The organism is Larkinella sp., assembly GCF_965227735.1.
GTDB lineage: Bacteria > Bacteroidota > Bacteroidia > Cytophagales > Spirosomataceae > Larkinella.
Map to the genome: position 1 here is coordinate 6,262,579 of NZ_OZ245776.1, position 21,696 is coordinate 6,284,274.

18 protein-coding genes are annotated in these 21,696 nt (G+C 54.2%); 14 read left to right on the forward strand and 4 right to left on the reverse strand.

The window, feature by feature from the left end; all coding sequences use genetic code 11:
• Positions 1-71: 71 nt before the first annotated feature.
• The 4 genes from ACO064_RS24475 to ACO064_RS24490 all read left to right on the forward strand — a co-directional run bounded on the left by ACO064_RS24475 (position 72) and on the right by ACO064_RS24490 (position 6,411).
• A complete protein-coding gene (locus tag ACO064_RS24475; protein ID WP_421829833.1) occupies positions 72-1,277 on the forward strand; it encodes a hypothetical protein in 1,206 nt (401 codons plus the stop codon).
• Positions 1,278-1,289: 12 nt separating this feature from the next.
• On the forward strand, positions 1,290-2,282 hold the full coding sequence (locus tag ACO064_RS24480; RefSeq protein ID WP_421829834.1) for an FAD:protein FMN transferase: 993 nt from the start codon (positions 1,290-1,292) through the stop codon (positions 2,280-2,282).
• A 65-nt stretch (positions 2,283-2,347) separates the two neighbouring features.
• Positions 2,348-5,458 carry a PVC-type heme-binding CxxCH protein gene (locus tag ACO064_RS24485; RefSeq protein ID WP_421829835.1) on the forward strand — a complete coding sequence of 1,037 codons (3,111 nt, stop codon included), beginning with the start codon at positions 2,348-2,350 and terminating at the stop codon, positions 5,456-5,458.
• A 17-nt stretch (positions 5,459-5,475) separates the two neighbouring features.
• The gene (locus ACO064_RS24490; protein ID WP_421831062.1) at positions 5,476-6,411 is read left to right on the forward strand and encodes a hydroxypyruvate isomerase family protein; all 936 of its coding nucleotides are present in this window, start codon (positions 5,476-5,478) and stop codon (positions 6,409-6,411) included.
• Positions 6,412-6,641: 230 nt separating this feature from the next.
• On the opposite strand, the gene ACO064_RS24495 is transcribed toward ACO064_RS24490, so the two are convergent.
• The 3 genes from ACO064_RS24495 to ACO064_RS24505 all read right to left on the reverse strand — a co-directional run bounded on the left by ACO064_RS24495 (position 6,642) and on the right by ACO064_RS24505 (position 10,008).
• A complete protein-coding gene (locus ACO064_RS24495) occupies positions 6,642-6,953 on the reverse strand; it encodes an isoamylase early set domain-containing protein (RefSeq protein WP_114409159.1) in 312 nt (103 codons plus the stop codon).
• A 246-nt stretch (positions 6,954-7,199) separates the two neighbouring features.
• The gene (locus ACO064_RS24500; protein ID WP_421829836.1) at positions 7,200-9,497 is read right to left on the reverse strand and encodes a TonB-dependent receptor; all 2,298 of its coding nucleotides are present in this window, start codon (positions 9,495-9,497) and stop codon (positions 7,200-7,202) included.
• A gap of 145 nt (positions 9,498-9,642) precedes the next feature.
• Complete coding sequence (locus tag ACO064_RS24505) at positions 9,643-10,008, reverse strand: hypothetical protein (protein WP_421829837.1); 366 nt, start codon at positions 10,006-10,008, stop codon at positions 9,643-9,645.
• A 121-nt stretch (positions 10,009-10,129) separates the two neighbouring features.
• Here ACO064_RS24505 and ACO064_RS24510 point away from each other — a divergent pair, with 121 nt between their 5' ends.
• The gene (locus tag ACO064_RS24510) at positions 10,130-11,323 is read left to right on the forward strand and encodes a Gfo/Idh/MocA family protein (protein ID WP_421829838.1); all 1,194 of its coding nucleotides are present in this window, start codon (positions 10,130-10,132) and stop codon (positions 11,321-11,323) included.
• Between the two features lie 104 nt (positions 11,324-11,427).
• Here the strand turns inward: ACO064_RS24510 and ACO064_RS24515 are convergent, their stop codons facing one another.
• Entirely contained in the window at positions 11,428-12,159 is a 732-nt protein-coding gene (locus ACO064_RS24515) for a GntR family transcriptional regulator (protein WP_421829839.1), read from the reverse strand.
• A 232-nt stretch (positions 12,160-12,391) separates the two neighbouring features.
• On the opposite strand from ACO064_RS24515, the gene ACO064_RS24520 reads away from it, so the two are divergent.
• The 9 genes from ACO064_RS24520 to ACO064_RS24560 all read left to right on the forward strand — a co-directional run bounded on the left by ACO064_RS24520 (position 12,392) and on the right by ACO064_RS24560 (position 21,551).
• Positions 12,392-13,183, forward strand: a complete 792-nt coding sequence (locus ACO064_RS24520; protein WP_421829840.1) for an SDR family NAD(P)-dependent oxidoreductase — start codon at positions 12,392-12,394, stop codon at positions 13,181-13,183.
• Positions 13,184-13,309: 126 nt separating this feature from the next.
• Positions 13,310-14,188: an ROK family protein gene (locus ACO064_RS24525; RefSeq protein WP_421829841.1), complete on the forward strand. Its 879-nt coding sequence runs from the start codon at positions 13,310-13,312 to the stop codon at positions 14,186-14,188.
• Positions 14,189-14,216: 28 nt separating this feature from the next.
• Positions 14,217-15,005: a sugar isomerase domain-containing protein gene (locus ACO064_RS24530; protein WP_421829842.1), complete on the forward strand. Its 789-nt coding sequence runs from the start codon at positions 14,217-14,219 to the stop codon at positions 15,003-15,005.
• Positions 15,006-15,036: 31 nt separating this feature from the next.
• Entirely contained in the window at positions 15,037-15,915 is an 879-nt protein-coding gene (locus ACO064_RS24535; RefSeq protein ID WP_421829843.1) for a sugar phosphate isomerase/epimerase family protein, read from the forward strand.
• Positions 15,916-15,966: 51 nt separating this feature from the next.
• Positions 15,967-17,331 carry an FAD-dependent oxidoreductase gene (locus ACO064_RS24540; RefSeq protein ID WP_421829844.1) on the forward strand — a complete coding sequence of 455 codons (1,365 nt, stop codon included), beginning with the start codon at positions 15,967-15,969 and terminating at the stop codon, positions 17,329-17,331.
• Positions 17,328-18,326 (forward strand): phosphotriesterase family protein, encoded by a 999-nt coding sequence (locus ACO064_RS24545; RefSeq protein WP_421829845.1) that lies wholly within the window; start codon positions 17,328-17,330, stop codon positions 18,324-18,326. The genes ACO064_RS24540 and ACO064_RS24545 overlap by 4 nt, the downstream gene beginning before the upstream one ends.
• Complete coding sequence (locus ACO064_RS24550; protein ID WP_421829846.1) at positions 18,266-19,291, forward strand: methionine synthase; 1,026 nt, start codon at positions 18,266-18,268, stop codon at positions 19,289-19,291. The genes ACO064_RS24545 and ACO064_RS24550 overlap by 61 nt, the downstream gene beginning before the upstream one ends.
• A 143-nt stretch (positions 19,292-19,434) precedes the next feature.
• Positions 19,435-20,289, forward strand: a complete 855-nt coding sequence (locus ACO064_RS24555; protein ID WP_421829847.1) for an MBL fold metallo-hydrolase — start codon at positions 19,435-19,437, stop codon at positions 20,287-20,289.
• A gap of 77 nt (positions 20,290-20,366) precedes the next feature.
• Positions 20,367-21,551, forward strand: coding sequence for an FG-GAP repeat domain-containing protein (locus ACO064_RS24560; RefSeq protein ID WP_421829848.1), 1,185 nt, complete (start codon positions 20,367-20,369; stop codon positions 21,549-21,551).
• Positions 21,552-21,696: the final 145 nt, after the last annotated feature.

Consider the following 21,696-nt stretch of genomic DNA (forward strand, 5'->3'; position numbering starts at 1 on the left):
GAAATTGGTTCAAAGTTGGTTTACTCAACGCGGTTATCATAGTGGCAATCCTTTTTTTGGCTTGTTCAAGAATGTCGCTAGCTGCCCCTAAAGTCGAACGCGACCCCGGCCCTAAAGGGGACTTTTTGCATCCTATCAATTCGGTGTCCAAGTCCCCTTTAGGGCCGGGGTCGCGTTCGACTTTAGGGGCGCACAGTCGTGAGCGGATTCGCTATTTCCACTCCCAAACGATTCAGCTAAAACCGGATACGATTCAGGCATTTGTGAGCCAGTTTAAAGACGATGCGGGCAACGATACCTTGTTTCAGATTCGGTCGAAAGAAGGCTACCCGGTTTCGTATTTCCGGAAAATCAAAACGAGTGTCTGCTTCGATAACAAATGCCGGTTGCTGGATATTGTGCTCTACTGGAACGTCACCGGGCGGTATCTGGGGTATGAACTCCCGGAAGGAGAATTTCTGAGCAAGACGGAACACGAACCGTTCAAACCAGCCGAATACGCCCGACTGAACGACCTGCTGGCCGATCCGTTTTCGCCACTCGCCAACTTTTCGTACGAAGAACTGGTGCCGAAAGCGGATGCGGTTGCGTCAGGACTGGATGCGGTGTCGTCGGCGACTTCGAAAAATGTGCTGGATTACGTGGTCGAAGGGGCGGTGTATACAACCTACAAAATGTGGCATTTTGTGTACGGTGCCGCGCAAAAGGAAGTGATCAAATTGACCGAAAAACGGTTGTCACCCGGTTTTCTGCTAAAGGTGCTGGAAAGCCCCGATTCCGGCGATAAAATCTGGGCGCTGAACCACATTCGCGGGCAGGTCGGGTTGACGCCCGCGCTGCGAACTACCGTCCTGAGTTTCATCGACAACAACCGGTTTAACCTCGCCGAACGAGCCATCCACGCCTTGAGTCCCGCCGAACTGAAATCTGATTCGTTGCAGCAATTGCTGTTCGAAAAATACCCCAGGGCGAATTACAGCCTGAAAAATCTGATCGTTGCCAAACTGAAAGAAGCCCCTCATCTCAACGGTTCTGTGAAAACCGCTCTGGCTAATGCGTTGAAGTCGGCCAATGGCGAACTCCTGACCAATATTCTGGATTTGTTCAGACAACACCGCGTTTCTGATCGCGAAACCGGTCGGATCATTGCCGGTCTGCTGCAAAGTGACAATAATTTCCTGGCTCAAAAAGCGTTTATCTACCTGAAAAGTGCGAATATTGACGATCAACGCGTGACAGAGCAACTGAATGCCTACAAAACGAAGCACCATTTATAGTCGAAACAACGCATGAAAGGACTGGTATGGCTGATCGTGCTGGTCCCGTTTTGGGGCAAGCCGCCTGCTTTTCAGCGGTCGGCGGAGGTTCCAATGGTCAGTCTGGCGGGCGAAGCGCAGGGCACAACCTACCACATCAAATACCGCGACGAACGCCAGCGGAATTTTAAAAAAACGGTCGATTCGCTGCTCACCGAAATCGATCTTTGCCTCTCCACCTACCGCCCCGATTCGGAGATTTCGAAGTTCAATCAATCCGAGTCGCACCGGTTTCAACGCCCTTATTTTTTCCCCGTTCTCAAAAAATCCGAAGAAGTATATCGGATTACCAACGGGGCCTTCGATCCGACGGTAAAACCGCTGGTCGAAGCCTATGAACAAGGCAAGAAATCTCGCGAACCCTGGCTGCCCAATGCGGATTCATTGCTGGAATACGTTGGTTTTCAGTATATAAATTACAATGCGGTTTCTGTAAAAAAACTTAAAAAGAACGTCCGGCTGGATTTCAACGCGCTGGCACAGGGCTACACCGTCGACGTGCTGGCGGTTTTTCTGGAGTCAAACGGCATCGATCACTACATGGTGGAAGTGGGCGGGGAGGTTCGTTGCCGGGGTGAGCGCAGCCCCGGGCAGTGGTGGAATGTCGGGATCGAAAGCCCGGTGCGACCCGGTGGGCTACAGTCGTCGGTTCGGATGGCGAACCGGGCGATGGCGACGTCTGGTAATTACCGCAACTTTTACCGGCAAACCGGCGAAACGTACGGCCACATCATCAACCCCAAAACCGGCTTCTCCAAACCCGATGCGTTGCTGAGTGCCACGGTTTTTGCCAACGACGCCATGACCGCCGATGCTTTTGCGACGGCTTTTCTGGTGATGGGCCTGGCCGAAACCCGGCGGTTTCTGTCCCAACACCGTGAACTGGATGCCTATCTCATTTACAAAGACGATGCGGGAAACCTGAAAACCGTTGCCACGGACGGGATCAGGGAGTTTATCAAGTAATAGTTGGGTTTTATTGCTACATTTACACGTTTTATTCCAACCCCTACAAACCTTACGGGTCGTTTATGAACTCAACTCGTTACTCTTCTTTTTTCCGGCTGTCACGGCGGGCTTTGGCCTGGTCTACGGCCGGGCTGATCGTCGGGGGCGTCCTGGTCGGCGCCTGGCAAAACGACAACCTCAATCAGGCTTCCAGCGAATACCTCGACCGCTTATTTGCCGGTTTATCAGACGACGATAAACACGATCCGAAATACGCGGTGGGGAGTCTCAACGTAGCGCCGGGTCTGGAAGCCAAGCTCTTTGCTGCCGAGCCGATGCTCACGAATCCGACCAATATTGATGTCGATGCCCGGGGCCGCGTCTGGGTTTGCGAAGCGTATAATTACCGCGCCAACATCAGCGGAAACCCCACCCGCCCCGAAGGCGACCGGATTCTGATTCTGGAAGATACCAACGGCGACGGGCAGGCCGATGTCACCAAAACGTTTTACCATGGGCCGGAACTGGTTTCTCCGCTGGGCGTCTGGGTGCAGGGCAACAAGGTCATTGTGTCGGATAGCCCGAATGTGTTTGTGTTTACGGACGAAAACGGCGACGATAAAGCCGATAAAAAAGAACTGCTGTTTACCGGACTGAGTGGTGCCGACCACGACCACGGAATGCACTCCTTCGTATTTGGACCCGATGGCAAATGGTATTTCAATTTCGGGAACGAAGGCAAGCAAATCCGTGACAAAGACGGCAAAGCCATCTTCGACCGCACGACCGGCAAGGAAATCGATACCAAAAACTACCGCCAGGGCATGGTTTTCCGGTGTAACCCGGACGGCAGTGACATGGAAGTGCTGGGCCAGAATTTCCGGAACAACTTCGAAGTCGCGCTGGATTCGTACGGAACCATGTGGCAGTCGGACAACGACGACGACGGCAACAAGGGCGTTCGGATCAATTATGTGATGGAATATGGCAATTACGGCTATACCGACGAAATGACCGGCGCGGGCTGGCGCGTAAACCGCACCAACCTGGAGGCCACCATCCCGCTGCAACACTGGCACCTCAACGACCCCGGCGTGGTGCCAAATTTGCTGCAAACCGGCGCGGGTTCGCCCACCGGCATTATCCTATACGAAGGGAAACTGCTGCCGGAAGTGTTTCAGGGTCAGATGATTCACTGCGACGCGGGGCCGAATATCGTTCGGTCGTATCCGGTCACGAAAGACGGCGCGGGCTACAAAGCCACCATCGTGCCGCTGCTGGAAGGCGTGCGCGACCAGTGGTTCCGGCCTTCGGATGTGTGCGTGGCCCCCGATGGTTCGCTGCTCATTTCCGACTGGTACGATCCCGGTGTGGGTGGTCACCAGGCGGGGGATCAAAACCGGGGGCGGGTCTATCGCGTGGCCCCACCGAATACGCCGTACAAAATACCGAAAGTCGATCTGGCTACGACGGCCGGAGCCGTTGAAGCGCTGCAAAGCCCGAACATGGCGATTCGCTATGCCGCCTGGAACAAACTCCACGACTTGGGTGTGAAAGCCGAAAAAGACCTGGCGAAACTCTACAAAACGTCACCCGACCCACGCATGAAAGCCCGCGCCCTCTGGTTGCTGAGCAAGCTGGACGGTAAAGGCAAAAAATACATCGAAACCGCGCTGAAAGAAAGTGATCCGAATCTGCGCATCACCGGTTTGCGGGCGGCTCGTGAATTGAAAACCGACATTGTTCCGTACATAAAGCAGTTGGTGAACGATCAGGACCCACAGGTTCGGCGGGAATGTGCCATTGCCCTGCGACGCAACCCATCGCCCGAAGCACCGGATTTGTGGGCGCAACTGGCGGCCAAACACGATGGCAAAGACCGCTGGTATCTGGAAGCGCTCGGCATTGGGGCTGATGGCCAATGGGATACGTATTATGCCGCCTGGCTGAAACGCTCAGGCGCGAATCCGGTGGCTACCGATGCTGGCAAAGACATTGTCTGGCGGGCCCGTACCAAAGAGTCGGTGCCCTTGCTGGCCAGTCTGGCGGGTGATTCGAAAACCGACCTGACGAGCCGCCTGCGGTATTTCCGGGCCTTCGATTTCAATCCGGGGGCAACCGAAAAATCGACCGCTTTGCTGAGTATTCTGAAAACCAACCCGAACGACGTACAGATCACTAAACTGGCGTTGCGCCATCTCGACCAGAACTTCGTCAAAAATTCGCCGGAAGCGATGGCGTCGTTGACCAAACTGCTGGACGAAACCTACGGCAAGCCCGAATACATGGAGATGGTGAGCCGGTATGAACCCGCAGCCGAAAATCCGCGCTTGCTGGCCCTGAGTCAGAAGCAGTTCAACGACATTGTGGGCCGCGACGCCACCCGTCAATTGCTGAAGCAGGGTGGTGGGAAGCAGGTCTGGGAAATCCTGAATGGAAGCAACCCGGAAGCCGCCATCAACATGGTGTCGGCTCTGCGCTGGGTGGGAACCAAAGAGTCGCTCGAAATGCTGAAAACCATTGCACTGGACGAAAAACGCCCGACACTGCTGCGGAAAGAAGCCACCCGTGCCATTGGCGGCAGCAACGACGGGGAAGAAATGATTCTGTCGCTGCTGCGTTCCGGCCAGATTAAACCGGAATACAAAACGGCGGCTGTTCAGGGTGTTAGCAACACCTGGCGGAAGAAAGTCCGGACGGAAGCCGCCAGTTACCTCGACGGTGCCAAAGGCGCAGAAGGCAAGAAACTGCCCGCTATTCCGGACCTGCTCGCCATGACCGGTGACGCCAGCAAAGGGTTGAATGTCTTCAAGACGAACTGTTCGATTTGCCACCAGATCAACGGCGAAGGCATGGATTTTGGCCCGAAATTGTCCGAAATTGGGAGCAAGCTGCCGAAAGAAGGACAATACCTTTCTATTTTGTATCCCGATGCGGGGGTTAGCTTCGGCTACGAAGGATTTGAGGTCAAGTTCAAAGATGGCAGCACGGTTTCCGGGATCATTTCCAGCAAAACCGAAACCGACCTGCAAATGAAGTTTCCGGGTGGCGTGGTGAGCGATTACAAAATGAGCGACGTTGTTTCCATGAAACAAATGGATGCCTCGATGATGCCGGCCGGTTTGCAGGAAAACATGTCTACGCAGGAACTGGTCGATTTGGTGGATTACTTATCAAGTTTAAAGAAAAAATAGAACCTTCCTTTATCATGATTCAACGACGCGATTTTGTGAAATCAACGTTAGGCTTTGTCGGTGCAACGCTTGCCGGAACTGCTCTGGCGGGTACGAACGCTGTACAACCGCAGACGGTGGTGAAAAATAAGTTCAAATTACAATACGCTCCCCACTTCGGGATGTTTACGAACAGTGCCGGGAAAGACGTGATCGACCAGCTCAAGTTCATGGCCGACAACGGTTTTACCGCCCTGGAAGACAACGGCATGATGGGTCGTCCGGTGGAAGAGCAGGAGAAAATCGCGAAGGAAATGACCCGGCTGGGTATGAAAATGGGCGTTTTTGTGGTCGATAAAGGCGGGAACGGACAAAATACGCTTGCCGCTGGCAAACAGGAGTTCATCGACATTTTCCTGAGCGGCTGCAAAAAAGCCGTCGAGGTGGCCAAACGCGTGAATGCGAAATTCATGACGGTGGTTCCCGGCGATTTCCAGCGCAATCTGCCCATCGGTATCCAAACCGGCCATGTGATCGACGCGCTGCGCCGGGGATCTGACATTCTGGCCCCCAACGGGTTGACGATGGTGCTGGAACCGCTGAGCGACACGCCAAATCTGTTTTTACGCACTTCCGACCAGACCTACGAGATTTGCCGCGCCGTCAACAGTCCGGCCTGCAAAATCCTGTTCGATGTGTACCACATGCAGAAAAACGAAGGGCATATCATTCCGCATATCGACTGGTGCTGGAGCGAAATCGGCTATTTTCAGATCGGCGACAATCCGGGCCGGAAGGAGCCAACAACGGGCGAAATCAATTACAAAAACGTTTTCAAGCACGTATACGAAAAAGGCAAGGCCGAAAACAAGGATTTTATCTGGGGTATGGAACACGGCAATGCCTATCCGGGCAAGGAAGGCGAAACCGCTTTGATCAAAGCCTACGTCGAGTCGGACAGTTTTACGGTTTAGTAGCCGTACCCACGGGCTTATTGGTTTAAACTAAATAACCGCTGAAGTATATGTTTATCAGCCCACAGCTAAACGGGGCCGCCCGTGCGGCAGTGGGCTGATAAGCCAAAATGTGAATCCGGCGGTTATTTAGTTTAAATCAATAAGTTCAGGGTACGTAAAAAGCCCGGCCATACTACGGTCGGGCTTCTTTTTTGTAGTGTTTTTCTCTGCTGTTTCCGAAAAACCGGTTACAAAGCAACTACCGAATTCTCGTCAGACGAAACACCGCTGCTAATGTACTTATCGGCCTCCGAATCGTTCAACCAGGTTTCACCATCGATCAGATAGCGGAACTGCGTTTCCTGACCTACCGGAAGTTCAACCGTTGTTTTGTATGAACCGTCTTTTTGTTTCTTCAGAGCCGTAGCCGACGCATCCCAGCCGTTAAAATCACCAACCAAAGCAACCGCTTTCGCACCATTAACGGCGTCAGCAGGCAGCGTAAACGTTACTTTGCAAATTGTAGGCTTGCTTTTTACATACTGTTTTGCAAGTGCCATATAGAGTAGAGTGTTTGGTTTACGGTTGTAAATTTATATGGAAAAATGAGTAATGCAATGGTTATCAAATCATTAAAGCTCAGCTTTCTTGGTATTGTTCTATTATTCGATACAATAATTTAAAAAGCCAATGATTGAAATAGAATTTTTCCAATAAACGATCCGGTCCATCAAATTGTTTGAACCGCTTGGGTTCAGTGGTAGGGACAGGATCAAACCGTCGATCGTTGCACCGCGCAGCCGTCCTTAGCGCACCGTGTAGCGGATGCCCAGAAAACCGCGGATGCCCTGATTGGGAGCAAAAACGTAGTTTGGGTCGAAGGTCAGCCGGTATGGATTGTCGGGCGTTGCCACCACCTGCCCGTTCCGATCGAATACGACGCGCTTGTCGAACGGGTCGTTGGCGCGGGCGATGCTGTTGGCCGGGGGCGTGAAATTCAGCAGGTTTTTGATCCCGCCGTAAATCTCAAAACCGCTGTTGAATTTTTTGGTCAACTGGATGTTCTGAATGCTCCAGGTGGGGGAATATTCGGCCCGTGGATCGTCGGAACTCAGCAGCGGCAGCCGCATCGGGCCGTACAGATTGCCCGTGTAGTCCGCCGAAAAACCACGCCCAAAATCATACGAAACCGTCCAGGTACCGGTGATGCGTTCGGTCAGCAACTGTCGGGTTTTAACGGCCTGGCCGTCGGCATCGTCTTCCACTTTATACACATCCATGAGCGTAAAACCGGCGTTGATCTTCAGCGGGAACGCAAAATTAGCATCCAGATTTACACTGACGCCCTTGGATGTCGAATGGCCGTTCAGGTTGTCGAAGAAAATCTTGTTGGGGTCGGTGTCGTAGTCGGCAATGATCCGGTTGGTGAAATAGGTGTAAAATAGCGAGGCATCAATGCCCAGAAAACCGCTTCCGAACACAATCTGTTTGGTATAGTTCAGGTTCACATTCCAGCTTCGTTCGGGTTTCAGTTCATCCTGCACCACCACCTGCCGGGCGCCGGTCAGGGCTGCGTGGTCTTCGGTGAAGAGGTTGACAACCCGGTACCCCGTTCCGGCATTCAGCCGGATGACGTTGTCGCGGTTGGGCGCCCATTTATACGAAAACCGGGGCGTCAGGATGTTGCCGTGCCGCGAATTGTAGTCGTAGCGCAAACCCAGCAACAGTTTATGTTTTTCGTTGAACGTAAACTCGGGCTGCACGAAAACGCCGGGCAAAACCGTGCGGTCGGGCTGGTTGGTGGGTCGCAGCGAATCGGCCGATTGCGTAGCCGGGGTATTGTCGTCGTAAAACGTGTAGCGGAAGGGCGTTCCGACCAGCAGGCTAACCCGGCTGTTGAATTCCTTCGTCCACAGCAACTGCGCAAAAAAGATTCGCTGCGTGGCGTTAAAGGAGGTCGTGCCGTAATACGAATTCTGGTTGTGGCTGTTGAACGACGACTGGAGCGTGATGTTTTCGGTCGTCGGGAGCTGGTAAGACCCAATCAGTTCCAGCCGTTTCGTGTAGATGCTTTCGGCATACAGGCTGTCGGTACCGCGGAGTTCGGGCGTCCAGTTGGTTTGTCCACCCCAGCGGTTTTCGTAGAAATACCGTCCGGCAATGCTGGCCTGGCGGTTTTCTTTTCGCTCGAACTGCCATTTGTTGAACACCGAAATCCGGTGTTGCAGCGTCACGTCCGTAAAACCGTCGTTGTTTTTGTCGTACGGATTCTGGTAGTTGTAATAGTTCAGACCGATCAGCGAATTGGCTTTTCCGACCCGGTATTTCACGCCCAGATCGGCGTTGTATTCCTGCCAGCTCGTGCCGAACACATCCGCAGTCACGGTTGGCGCTTTCAACGGATTTTTTGTGATGATGTTGATCAAACCGGCCACGGCTTCCGAACCGTAGAGCGTCGACGCCGGGCCTTTCACCACCTCGACCCGCTCCACCAGCGAATTCGGAATCCCGGATAAACCGTACACGGTCGACAGCGAACTCACAATCGGCATCCCGTCGAGCAACACCATCGTATACGGCCCTTCCAGCCCGTTGATGTGAATATCGCCCGTGTTGCAGACGTTGCAATTCAACTGGGGCCGAACGCCATTGATGGTTTGCAGGGCATCGTAAATGTTGGGCGTAGGGTTTTTCTGGAAAAATTTCGGCGTGTAAATTTCCACCGGCACGGGGCTTTCCAGCTTGGAAACTTCCTTCATCGTTCCCGTAATCACCACCTCGCCCAGCGTGTTGGCGGCTTCGCGCAGATCGACCGTCTGGCGAAGGGTCTGGCCCGCCGTAACGTTGACGGTTTTCTGAAAGCTGTCAAACCCCACCAGCGAAACCACCAGTTGGTAGCGCCCCGCCGGAATGCCGGTCAGGCGGAAAACCCCCGATGTGTCGGTCAGAACGCCGAACCGGGTGCCTTTGAGTGCCACCGTAGCCAGTTCGACCGGTTTTTGCTTGGAAATCACTTTGCCTTCAACGGTAGCCGTCGACTGGGCATGAGCAAGGAAGGTACTGCCTAAAAGAAACAGAACCGATAGGTATATCGTTTTTAACATGGTTGTACGGGATCGATTGGAAGGAAGAAAGGCCCGAATACCGGCAACACGCGATGATTCAACCGATTACAAACCGGCACACACCGAAGCTACAGGCAGCAGGGAATTAAGAACGAATCGCTTCCGGCGATTCATCAGGAAACGATCATCCGACAACCGGCGGGCCCCGGTGGGAGAAGTAGGGGAAGAGGTACGCACTCTGAAACGAATAAACCAACCCAAACCGCCGGATGACCGGTGCGCTCAGAACGACGCAGGTAAATACGAACGGCATCAGGCCGTCATACAGTAGGTTGGTAAAGTTTTCGAGCCAGACTAACTCGTTGGTAGTGTGCGTATTGGGCTGGTAGGGACTGTCGCCAACGGGTTTGAAAGGGTGGGCGTGAACGACAATCCGCCCACTGGCCAGTTTGTGCGCGTGCCGGAACACCACCGAATTGACCATCATCAGGCTGAAGAGAATCAGCAGGACGCGGGCAATTTTTCGTCGATAAACCGGCAACCAGTACATGGCTCTTTATAATAAGTTGTAGATTGCGTCTGTAACCATTTTAACAAATATAGAGAATAGATTTAGACTTGTCTAAATTTTTTACAGGATTGAATTTATTCGCTTAAAATTCCTTCGACACATGCGAAAAATTGCCATGCTGGGTTCCGGCTTCATTGGCCGGTTTTATGCCGAATCGATCCACGGTCAACGCGGACGTGACCGGGTGGTTGCCATCTACGCCCGCCGGGAAGAAAGTGCTAAAAAGTTTGCCAACGACTACGGCTGTTCCATCTGGGGGACGGATATGGAGGAAGTAATTGCCAATCCGGAGGTCGATATGGTGTGCATTGCGTTGCCCAACAACCTCCACGAAGCCGCCGTCATGCTGTGTGCCAAACACAAAAAAGCGGTGGTGAGCACCAAACCGCTGGGGCGTAATGCCGACGAAGCCTTGCGAATGATGAAGGCCGTGGAGGAAGCCGGTATTTTTGCCGGGTATCTGGAAGACCTCTGTTACACGCCTAAATTCCTGAAAGCGCTGGAAAGTGTAAAGAATGGAGCTTTGGGCCGGATTCTCTGGGCCAAATCCCGCGAAACGCATCCGGGACCGCACAGCGACTGGTTCTGGGACAAAGAGCAGGCCGGTGGCGGTTGTATGCTCGACCTCGGTTGCCATTGCGTCGAAATTGCCCGGAATTTTATCGGCAAGGACGTCCGGCCCGTTGAGGTGATGTGCTGGGCGGCCACGCAGGTGAAACCCATCGACGCCGAAGACCACGCGATTGCGCTGGTGAAATACGAAAACGGTGCCATTGGACAGTTTGAAGTAAGCTGGACGTTCCGGGGCGGCATGGACCTGCGCGACGAAGTGATGGGCACCGAAGGCACCATCTGGATCAACAACTTCCTGCGCACCGGTTTTGAAATGTTCACCACCGGAAAAGGCGCGGATTACGTGGCCGAAAAAGCCGAAAGCACCACTGGCTGGCTGTTCCCGGTCGGCGATGAAGTGAATGATCTGGGCTACAACCACATGTTCACCGACATGTTCAATGCGGCCGACCAGGGGCGCGAACCGGCCGAAACGTTTTACGACGGCTACGTGGTGAATGCTATTCTGGATGCCGCGTACCGATCCGCCGAAACCAAGCAGTGGGAGCCGGTGAAGTTGCCGGTTTGGCGCGGCCGTGAAGGACTGACGCAGGAATCGACCCTGGTGGATTACGACGAAGAATTTTACCTCATCAAAGAAGAGGTTACGCACGACGGTCGGCACAAGGTAATCCTGAAGGACAAGCAAACCGGACGGATTTCGGAGCGGGATTTGACCTAGAATTACAAATAGACGCAGGTCAGGCCGGTGAATCAGCCGGGTTTTCAAAAATCCGGCTGATTCACCGGCTTCTCCTTATTTACGGGTAAAACGTTGGATCAGTCTCAGAACCGCCCGTGCAAAATATACCGATCCGTCCGGGCGTACAACGAGGAATAGAAACTGAAATCAGGTCGGTTGGTGTCGAGCCGCTTGTCGAGCCGCAAAACCGGGTTGCCGATTGGAACGCTTAACAACCGCGCCAGATCGCCGTCAGCCGCCACGGCCAGCACTTTCTGCTCTCCGCCTTTCACCAGCAAACCATACTTGGTCCGTAGCAAATCGAACAGCGAGCGGTTTTCCAGCCGCTGGCGCGAAAAACCGGGCAGATAGCGGTTTGGCAAGATGATCTTCTCAAAAAAGACCGGCTCTTCTTCCACCGCCCGCAGTCGTTCCAGAAAATAAAAACCGGCTTTCGTATCGTCTTCGGTGGGCGTAAACAGAAAGTCCTCGGGGAAAGGATGCAGTTTCGGTTTGGTTAAAATGGCGGTAGTCATCCGCTCGGTGCGGCTCGCGTTGGCCGTATTGGCCAGCCGACCAACAATCGACATCACGCCCAAACCGATGGGCAGGGGCTGCACAATGCTGCCTTTGCCCTGGTGCTTGCGGATGTAGCCATCCTGCACCAGCAGCCCCAGTGCCTGCCGGATGGTGGGCTGGGTCAGGCGAAACTGGTTCTGGAGTTCTTTTTCAGAAGGCAACAGATCCCCCGATTTGAAATCGCCCCGGATAATCTGCTGGCGTAACGATTCATAGAGATACTGATATTGGGGAATGCGGGTAGGCCGATCGTTCATAGAGAAAGGTTGTTGACGAACAAGTATACGAAAATCTGCTTAATCTGAAACTTATTATAATAAGTTGTTGCAATACTAAAATTGCCTTTATACCTTCGTCGTTCGTAGTTGGATTTTTCGTGTTAACGCCCCGTTCCCCTGAAGGGGACTTTTTGCATCGGGGTGCTGCCGTGTCCAAGTCCCCTTCAGGGGAACGGGGCGTTACAGGATTTTAACCGTTTATTTTTTCAGGATGGATCAACTCTGGCTGGCCAACAAACGGATTGTGGTCATTGGTGGAACAACGGGTTTGGGGCTGTCGGCGGCCCATGCTTTTGTAGGACAGGGCGCACGGGTCGTTGTGGTGGGCCGGAATGAGGAAAGCTGCAAAGCAGCCGAAGCCCAGTTGGGCGGTTACGGGTTTGCGCTGAACGGCGATGCTACCGATCCAGCTACGGCCCTTTCGGCCATCGCACTTTGTCAGGGCGAGTTTGGCGGTTTCGACGGGCTTTACCACGTGGCCGGAGGCAGTGGCCGAAGGTTTGGCGACGGTCCGCTGCACCAGCTAACGCTCGAAGGCTGGAACAAAACCTTCGAACTGAATCTGACCTCGCTGATGCTGTCGAATCAGGCCGCTATCCGCGCTTTTCAGGAACAGAATACCGGCGGAACGATCCTGAACATGGGGTCAGTGCTGGGCTATTCGCCGTCGCCGAAATACTTTTCGACGCACGCGTATGCCGCCACCAAAGCCGCGATTATCGGTTTTACGAAATCCATTGCCGCCTATTACGCGCCCCACGACATCCGCGTGAACGTGTTGGCACCCGGTTTGGTCGAAACGCCGATGGCGCAGCGAGCCGCCACCGACGAAACCATTCTGAAGTTTGTCGCCACCAAGCAACCCCTGGACGGCGGTCGCATCGGTCAACCCACGGATTTAGACGGAGCGGCCATTTATTTCATGTCGGATTATTCCCGCTACACAACCGGTCAGGTGCTGTCTGTCGACGGCGGCTGGAGTGTCAGCGAGGGTCAATACTGAGGACGGTTTACGGTTTACAGTATTCGGTTTACGGTGGCTGACGCGAGAATATGGATGCGCCAGCCACCGTAAACCTTAAACCGTAAACCGAATACCGTAAACCGAATCACCGAATACCGTAAAAAAATGAATGCAATCGGCATCGACATTGGCGGAACCCGCATCAAAGGCGTCTTGATCGACGTCGAAACCGGCGCGGTGTTGCACCGCGTGGTTTGCCCGACCAACGACGGGCAGGACGGACAATGGAAACAGGCGGTTGCCGATACGTATCACCAACTGAAAACCGCAACAAGCGAACCGGTGACGGCAGTGGGATTGTCGGCACCCGGCTTGCCCACGTCTGCCAACGACGCCATTGCCTGCATGCCGGGCCGACTGCCGGGGCTGGAAGGCTTCGTCTGGTCGGCGTTTCTAGGCGTTCCGGTGCGGGTGTTGAACGACGCCCACGCGGCCCTGATGGCGGAAGCCCGGTATGGGGCTGCGAAAGGTATCCGGAATGCCCTGATGCTCACCCTGGGAACGGGCGTTGGGGGCGGGTTGCTCATCGACGGGAATTTGTACCAGGGCTACTACCAGATGGCGGGCCATTTGGGTCACGTTTCAGTCAATGCCGACAGCAACCAGTTGGATATTACGCAGATACCGGCCAGTCTGGAAGATGCCATCGGCAACGCGACGGTTTTCCGCCGGTCCTACGGAAAGTACCAGACCACGCAGGAACTGGTCGATGCCTATCGGGAGCAGGAACCGCTGGCCACGCTGGTCTGGCTGACATCCGTTCGGCAACTGGCCGTTACCCTTGCCGGTTTTGCGAATGCTTTTTCGCCGGAAGTGGTCGTGTTGGGCGGTGGAATCACGCAGGCCGGGGAGGCTTTGTTCAATCCGTTGGAAGCCTTTCTGGCGGTGTTTGAATGGCGACCGGCCGGGAAGAAAACCGCCATCCGTAAAGCGCATTTTGAAGATTGGGCCGGGGCCATCGGGGCTGCCGGTTTTGTAATATAATAAGTTCGGAGATCCATCAAAAGCTTGTATGATAGCAACGTATTTAGAAAAATGCCGCCAACTGATCGATACAGTCGAGCAGCAAAAAACACAACTCCAACAGGCCGCCCAGTGGTTTGCCGATACGATTCTGGCGGGCCGCATGGTGCATGTTTTTGGCTCAGGACACAGCCGGATCATGGTTGAGGAAATGTGGCCGCGCTACGGTTCTTTTCCGGGTTTCAATCCCATTGTCGAATTGTCGCTCACGTTTCACAACCTGGTGGTGGGGGCCAACGGTCAGCGGCAGGCGATGTTTCTGGAGAATGTTTCCGGGCTGGCCGAGCGGATTCTGCGCAATTACGATCTTTCAGAACAGGATACGGCGTTGATCATTTCGTCGAGCGGCTGTAACGTCGTTCCGATCGAAATGGCGGAGGAGTTTCAGAAACGGGGTGTAAAAGTGGTGGCACTCATCACCAAAGAACATTCAGACCAGAGCACCAGCAAACGCAAAGACGGCCTGAAACTGAGCGATTTCGCCGACCTGATTCTGGATACCGGCGCCCCCGTTGGCGATGCGATGGTGACGGTTCCGGGACTGGAAACGCCGGTTGCGCCGGGCAGCACGGTTGGTGGCGCGTTGATCGTAAACAGCATCAAAGCCGAACTGGCCCGCTTGCTGACTGAAGCCGGTCAACCACCCAAAGTGCTGACGGCCACCGCGCTGGTTGGTGCTCAACGGGCGACGGAACTGTTTGAATCCGCCTATGACGAACACGCGCACCGGCTGGCGAAGCTGTATGCCGAGGTTGGCAAACCGACCGTTGTTCGCTAAAAAGTAAATCAAAAACCTTGAATGGAGCCCTATGAACCGTCGTGACTTTCTTGCTTCCAGCACGCTGGCGCTGGCTATACCGGATGTTTTTTCCGCCGTCGATCGCAAACCTGTCGTTGGACTGCACGTCTGGATTTATTCATCGGACAAGCCTGCTTACGATTGCTTTCCTGTTTTGGATCAGGTGTTCTCGGACGCGAAATATGCCGGAATTGGAGCTGTCGAGTTGATGGAAGTCAACTTGCGGCACGATGACGCCGTCGACCGGATTGGCGATAGTTCCCGGAAGAGCGGGGTTGCCGTCATCGGGGCTTCGTATAGCCAGCCGATGTGGGATAAAAGCAAACAGACGGAGATTCTGGAGGATGCCGAAAAGGTGGTCGGGCGTCTGGGTAAACTGGGTGGCCGAACGCTGGGCATCTCGGTCGGTAGTACACCGAAAAAGAAAACGCCGGAGCAGTTCGATGTTCAGGCCGAAACCCTGAAACAAATTCAGATAATTTGTCGCAAAAATAAGGTTGTTCCCAATCTGCACAACCACATTTACGAAGTAGCCGATGATTTATATGACCTGCAAAACACCTTGCAGCGCGTCCCCGACATTGCTCTGGGTCCCGACCTGGACTGGCTGTTTCAGGCCAAAGTGGACGTGCTGACTTTCCTGCAAAAATTTTCTGATAAAATCGTTTATCTCCACCTGCGGGACCACCTTTGGACGGGAACCCGGTCGGAGGCTCTTGGCGAAGGCATCGCCGACTGGGGCGCCGTGGCCCGGCAATTGAAGAAAAACCGGTTTGCGGGCGATATCACCGTTGAGCTGGCTTTTCCCCCCGGTTTTAAACCAACCCGGCCCATTCGGGAAAGCCTGAAAATGAGCCGTGACGTCATCCGTCAGAAATTTGGAGTCTAAATTCAAAAACCGGACTATTCCAACTGCGGATTTGCCATCCGTGCCCGTCACATGCAACCCTTCTTTAACCATACCCAACTACCGCTTCGGGCCGAAACCGACATCCTCGTCATTGGGGCCGGGTCGGCGGGTTGCGTGGCGGCTTTGGCGGCCGCCGAAGAAAGTCGGTTTTCGGTGATGCTGGTGGAACGCTACGGTTTTCCGGGCGGAACTTCCACGCAGATGCTGGACACGTTTTACGGTTTTTTTACGCCCGGTTCCACCCCCCGCAAAGTCGTGGGAGGCTGGCCCGACCGCGTTGTGAATGAACTCGATAAGGTCGGTGCGGTTTTTCTGCGCCCCAATACCTACGGAGCCGGAACGGGCGTCAACTACAACCCGGAACGGTTGAAACTCGTATGGGATCAGTTGATTCTGCAAAGCGGCATCCGGTATTGGCTGCACACGACGCTGGTCGATGTGAGTCTGGAAGGAGAGCGTTATGCCTGTATTTTCTGGAACAAATCCGGTTTTGGTAAGGTGCTGGCAAAACGGGTCATCGATGCGTCGGGCGATGCCGATTTCTGTCATCTGGCGGGTTTTGCCTACGAAACGGCGGGTGAACACGAACCGGCGCAGAGCATGACCACCACCTTTCGGATGAGCAACGTCGATCTGGATCGCTACGAGCGGGAAGGCGGCAAGAAAATGCTGGCGGAGCAAATGCGGATGGCCGTCGAAACCGGTCAGCATCGTTTACCCCGTAAGGAAGGTTCGGCGCACGAAATGAATGCGAAAGGCTGCATTTCGACGGTGGCCGTGAAAGTGACCGGTTTATCAGCCCTGAAAACAGACGAACTGACGCAGGCCGAGGTGGAAGGGCGACGGCAGGCGTTTGTATACGAAGATTTTTTTCGGGATGTTGTACCCGGTTTTGAGCAGTCGAACCTCATCGGGTTGTCGCACCAGATTGGCGTTCGTGAAACCCGGCGCGTCTACGGCGAACACCGCCTGACGAAAGAGGAATGTTTGTCGGGCAAGCTGCCATCTGACCGGATTTTTCTCTGCGGAGCGCCCATCGAGGACCACCGGCAGGGACTCAACGGAGAAGATGAAACCTACTGGGAGTACATCCCCGGCGATGGCGTTTACGGGGTTCCTTACGGTACGATTGTGCCGAAAAACAGCCAGTCGGTCTGGGCGGTGGGGCGGTGTTTTTCGGCCACGCACGATGCCCACGCGTCGTGTCGGTCGATGGCCCAGACCATGTCGATGGGCCAGGCTGCGGGGCTGGCGGCTGTGCAGTCACTGGCGCGCGACGAAGCTGCTAATCAACTTTCTGTCAGTTCGTTGCAGGAAAAATTATACGCTGTTGGGGCGGTTTTGGAACTGCCGGATGCGGTGGCCGATATAACAAGAAATGGCTGGAAACGATGAGCTTTGTCAGAACGGTTTTGGGGGATATTGATCCGGAACAACTGGGAATCACGTATTCGCACGAGCATGTGGTGATCGACGAAAGCTTTCCGACGCGCGGCAATCCGGATTTTTTACTGAACGACATCGGTAAAATTTCGGAGGAGGTGCAGCGGGTGTATGACGCCGGAGGACGAACGATGGTCGACGCGATGCCCGCCAACTGTGGCCGCAATGTGCTGAAACTGGCGGAAGTTTCACGCTTAACCAATATGCAGATTCTGGCGCCGACGGGGCTTCATCTGGAGATGTATTACCCGCCCGATCATTGGCGCTACCGGTATTCGGAAGATCAGTTGACGCGTCTGTTTATTGCTGATATTGAAGACGGAATCGACGCCTTTGACTACAGCGGACCGGTCATCGAACGAACTCCGCACAAAGCCGGTTTGATCAAACTGGCCACGGGGGACGAACCGTTTACGAAGCACCAGGAGACGGTTTTTCGGGCGGTAGTCAATGCGCATCGGGAAACCGGTATTCCCATTTTGACCCATACGAACGAAGGCAGACATGCACTCGCTCAGGCCGAATTGTTTGCCAAACTGGGAGCGGATTTGCGGCATGTGGTACTCTCGCATGTTGATCGGTACAAAGACATTGCCTACAATCGGGCGGTTTTGCAAACCGGCGTTCGGGTGGAATACGACAGCGGTTTTCGCTGGAAACCGCATCAGCAAAACTGGACGTACACGCTGTTGCAAACGCTGTTGCCCGAATTTCCGAATCAGATCACCGTGGGCATGGATGCCGCCCGAAACACCTACTGGCAGTCGTACGGCGGAAAACCGGGCCTGACGTGGCTCCTGACCACCTTTAGCGATGACCTTCGCCGACTGGATTTAGCCGACTATTTTCAACATTTATTCATCGATACGCCTAAACAGCTTTTTTCATGCAACCCAACCCCATCCGCACCACCGTCATCGGCAGCTACCCGTTTCCGGGCTGGTTAGAATTTGCGTCCCAGAACCTCGACCAGTTTGGTCAGGCCGACATTGAGGAAATGATCGAAGATGCCGTGGTGGCGGCTGTCCACGACCAGACCACGGCGGGTTTGGACGTGATTACCGACGGCGAGCAAACCCGGCTGGACTTCAATCTGTCGTTTTACGGCTACATCAAAGGCCTGCAACCCAACCATTCGGAGACCCGTAAATTTGGCCCGCCCGCCCACGACCAGCGCGGCAAGCATTCCATCGTGGAAGAATTGACCGCGCCGAAAGGACTGGGTGCCGTCCGGGAATTCGAACGCCTGAAGAAACTGGCTCCGGCTGGCCCTACGCTAAAGGCTTCCATTCCAGGGCCGTATACGCTCAGTGGCCGGATGTTGCCGAATGACCGCTACAAAGACCGCTACGACATCACGGAAGCGCTGTTGCCGTTTGTACGGAAGGAACTGGAAGATCTGGTGGCGGCTGGCTGTACGGAAATCACCGTCGATGAACCATCGATGTCGTGTTATGCCTACAAGGAAGATACGAAGCGGTTTGTCGATATTTTCAACCGGACGGTGGCACCGGTCGTCGGGAAATGTCGGCTGTCGACGCACCTCTGTTTCGGGAATTTCAAAGGGCGGCCGGTGGGCTACCGGAAAATTCACCCGATGCTGCCGGATTTTCTGGATCTGGCCGTTGATGAAGTGCACGTTGAAATGGCCAACCGCGAGTTTGACGAAATTGAACTGATTGCGGAATTTGCGCAAAAAATGGACGTGGCCGTCGGCATTATCGACGTGAAGAATTACTACATCGAAACCGTCAAAGACGTAATTGAGCGCATCGAGCGGTGTTTGAAATACATTCCCGCCGAAAAACTGGCCGTCGCCCCCGATTGCGGTCTGAGCCAGACCGCCCGCTGGGCCGCCCGCCAGAAACTAACGAATATGGTGGCGGGGGCGAAAAAAGTGCGGTTAGGGTAAGAATTAAAAAGTAGGACGTTCAATGAATCGCCCCCTGCCCTAAGGGGACTTGAACGCAGTTTAATTTGGTTACTAAAAGTCCGGCAGTGGCCGACCGACCGTTCTTTAGGGAACGGAGCAAAAAGCTAGAGTTTTACCATTCTATGAACGATTTAATCCCTGCTTTCCAAAAAGACCAAACCTTTCTTTCGGATCTGGAAACCGCCCGTTCCCAACCCGATCAGCTCCATATCTGGTGGTTGGGGCAGAGTGGTTTTTTGCTGCAATGGCAGGGGCAACGGTTGTTATTTGATCCGTATTTGTCCGATTCGCTGTCGGTTAAATACGCCCAGACCGACAAGCCGCACGTTCGGATGTCGGAACGCGTCGTTGATCCGGGGCAACTCACCGGGATCGATGTCGTCACGTCGAGCCATAACCATACCGACCACCTGGACGCGGAAACCTTGCTTCCGTTGTTTGGTGCCAACCCGGGCATTCAGTTCGTCATTCCGGAAGCCAACCGGTTTTTTGTAGCCGACCGAATCAAGCGTGATCCCGGTTTTTCCATCGGTTTGAACGACGGCGAAACCGCCGAAGTGGCTGGTTTTTCGTTCCACGGCGTTCCGGCGGCTCATAACAGCCTGGAACGTGACGATCAGGGACGTTGCAAATTTATGGGGTTTGTGGTGCAGGCCGGACCGTGGACGGTGTATCACAGCGGGGATACCCTTTGGTATGACGGGCTGGTGGAAACGCTGAAACCGTTTCAAATCGACGTGGCTTTTTTGCCCATCAATGGCAACAAACCCGAACGGCGCGTGGCCGGAAACCTGAATCCGGAAGAAGCCGCCCGCCTGGGAAAAGCGATTGGTGCCGGTCTGGTTATTCCGCATCATTACCACCTGTTTGAATTCAATACTGAAGATCCCGCCCAGTTTGTTCGCGAAGCAGAGCGGCAGCAGACGCCTTATAAAGTGCTGCAATTGGGTGAGCGCTGGAGCGGAAAAAAGGAATAGGCCGGAACTGTTGATTATTGCCGGGTGAATGCCGAATATTGGAGAAAGGTCTATCTACGAACCCTGCCTTTCTTCCCATGAAAAAAATAGCCGCATTTTTTCTGCTTGCCGGGCCGCTCTACGCCCAGAATCCTAATTTCAAGATACAGGTTGTTGATAATCAGATTGATATTGGCTACGGATTAGCCATCGGTGACGTCGACGGTGACAAAAAACCGGATATTCTGATGGCCGACCAGAAAGAAATTGTCTGGTACCGCAATCCGGGAAAATCGTCTGACGCGTGGCAGCGGCACGTGATGGCGCAGAATCTGACCCCGCAGGATAACGTCTGCATTGCCGCCCGCGACATCGACGGCGATGGCAAGGTAGAAGTGGCGGTCGGAGCGGGCTGGAACCCGTCCGAAACCAGCGATTCCACCAAATCCGGGGCGGTTTTTTACCTGATTCGCCCGAAAGACCCCACCCAAATCTGGGAAGCCGTTCGGCTGCACCACGAAGTGACGACCCACCGGATGCGTTGGGCAAAAGTGGGACCAAACCTGTATCAACTGATTGTGGTGCCGCTGCACGGTTTGGGGAATAAAAACGGCGAGGGGCGGGGTGTGCGGATTCTGGGTTACGAAAAACCGATGAATCCCCGCGATCCGTGGCGGATGCAACTGGTCGATTCAACGATGCACATGACCCACAATTTCGAGATTTGGGAGGATGGTGCCGAAACCCGGATGCTGATCGGCAGCAAGGAAGGCGGAAAGACGGTGGCCTATCGCAATGGGAAATGGACGCCCGTGGATCGCTGGATTGGGGCCGGAAACGGCATGGGAGAGGTGCGCCGTGGTTTTCAAACTGCTAAAATGCCCTTTGTGGCCGCCGTTGAACCCATGCACGGGAACAAACTCGTGGTATACAAAAATGGCCCGATTGCCGATGCGCCCGACAAGCTGATGTACGGTGTTCAACAGACGCTGACCGAAAAACTCAGCCAGGGACACGCGCTGGCCTGCGGGGATTTTCTGAAACTTGGCGTTGACCAGATTGCCGTCGGCTGGCGCAACCCGAATGCCGAGAAGAAAGTGGGCGTACGGCTTTTTGTGCCCGATAAAACGCTGCATACCTGGCAGGAACACGTCCTGGACGACAGCGTGATGATGGCGGCTGAAGACCTGCAAGCCGCCGATCTCGATGGTGACGGCGACCTGGATCTGATTGCATCCGGTCGGGCCACGCTGAATCTGCTGATCTACTGGAATTTAAGATAGGAACACTGATTGGACGGATGCAACGGATTTAAACTGATATGATCCGCGAAAATCTGTTGCATCCGTCCAATCAGTGTTCCTGTCATTTATCCTCAAACACCACCGATCAATGAATTAAAAAATATCAAACTAATTAACAACCAGC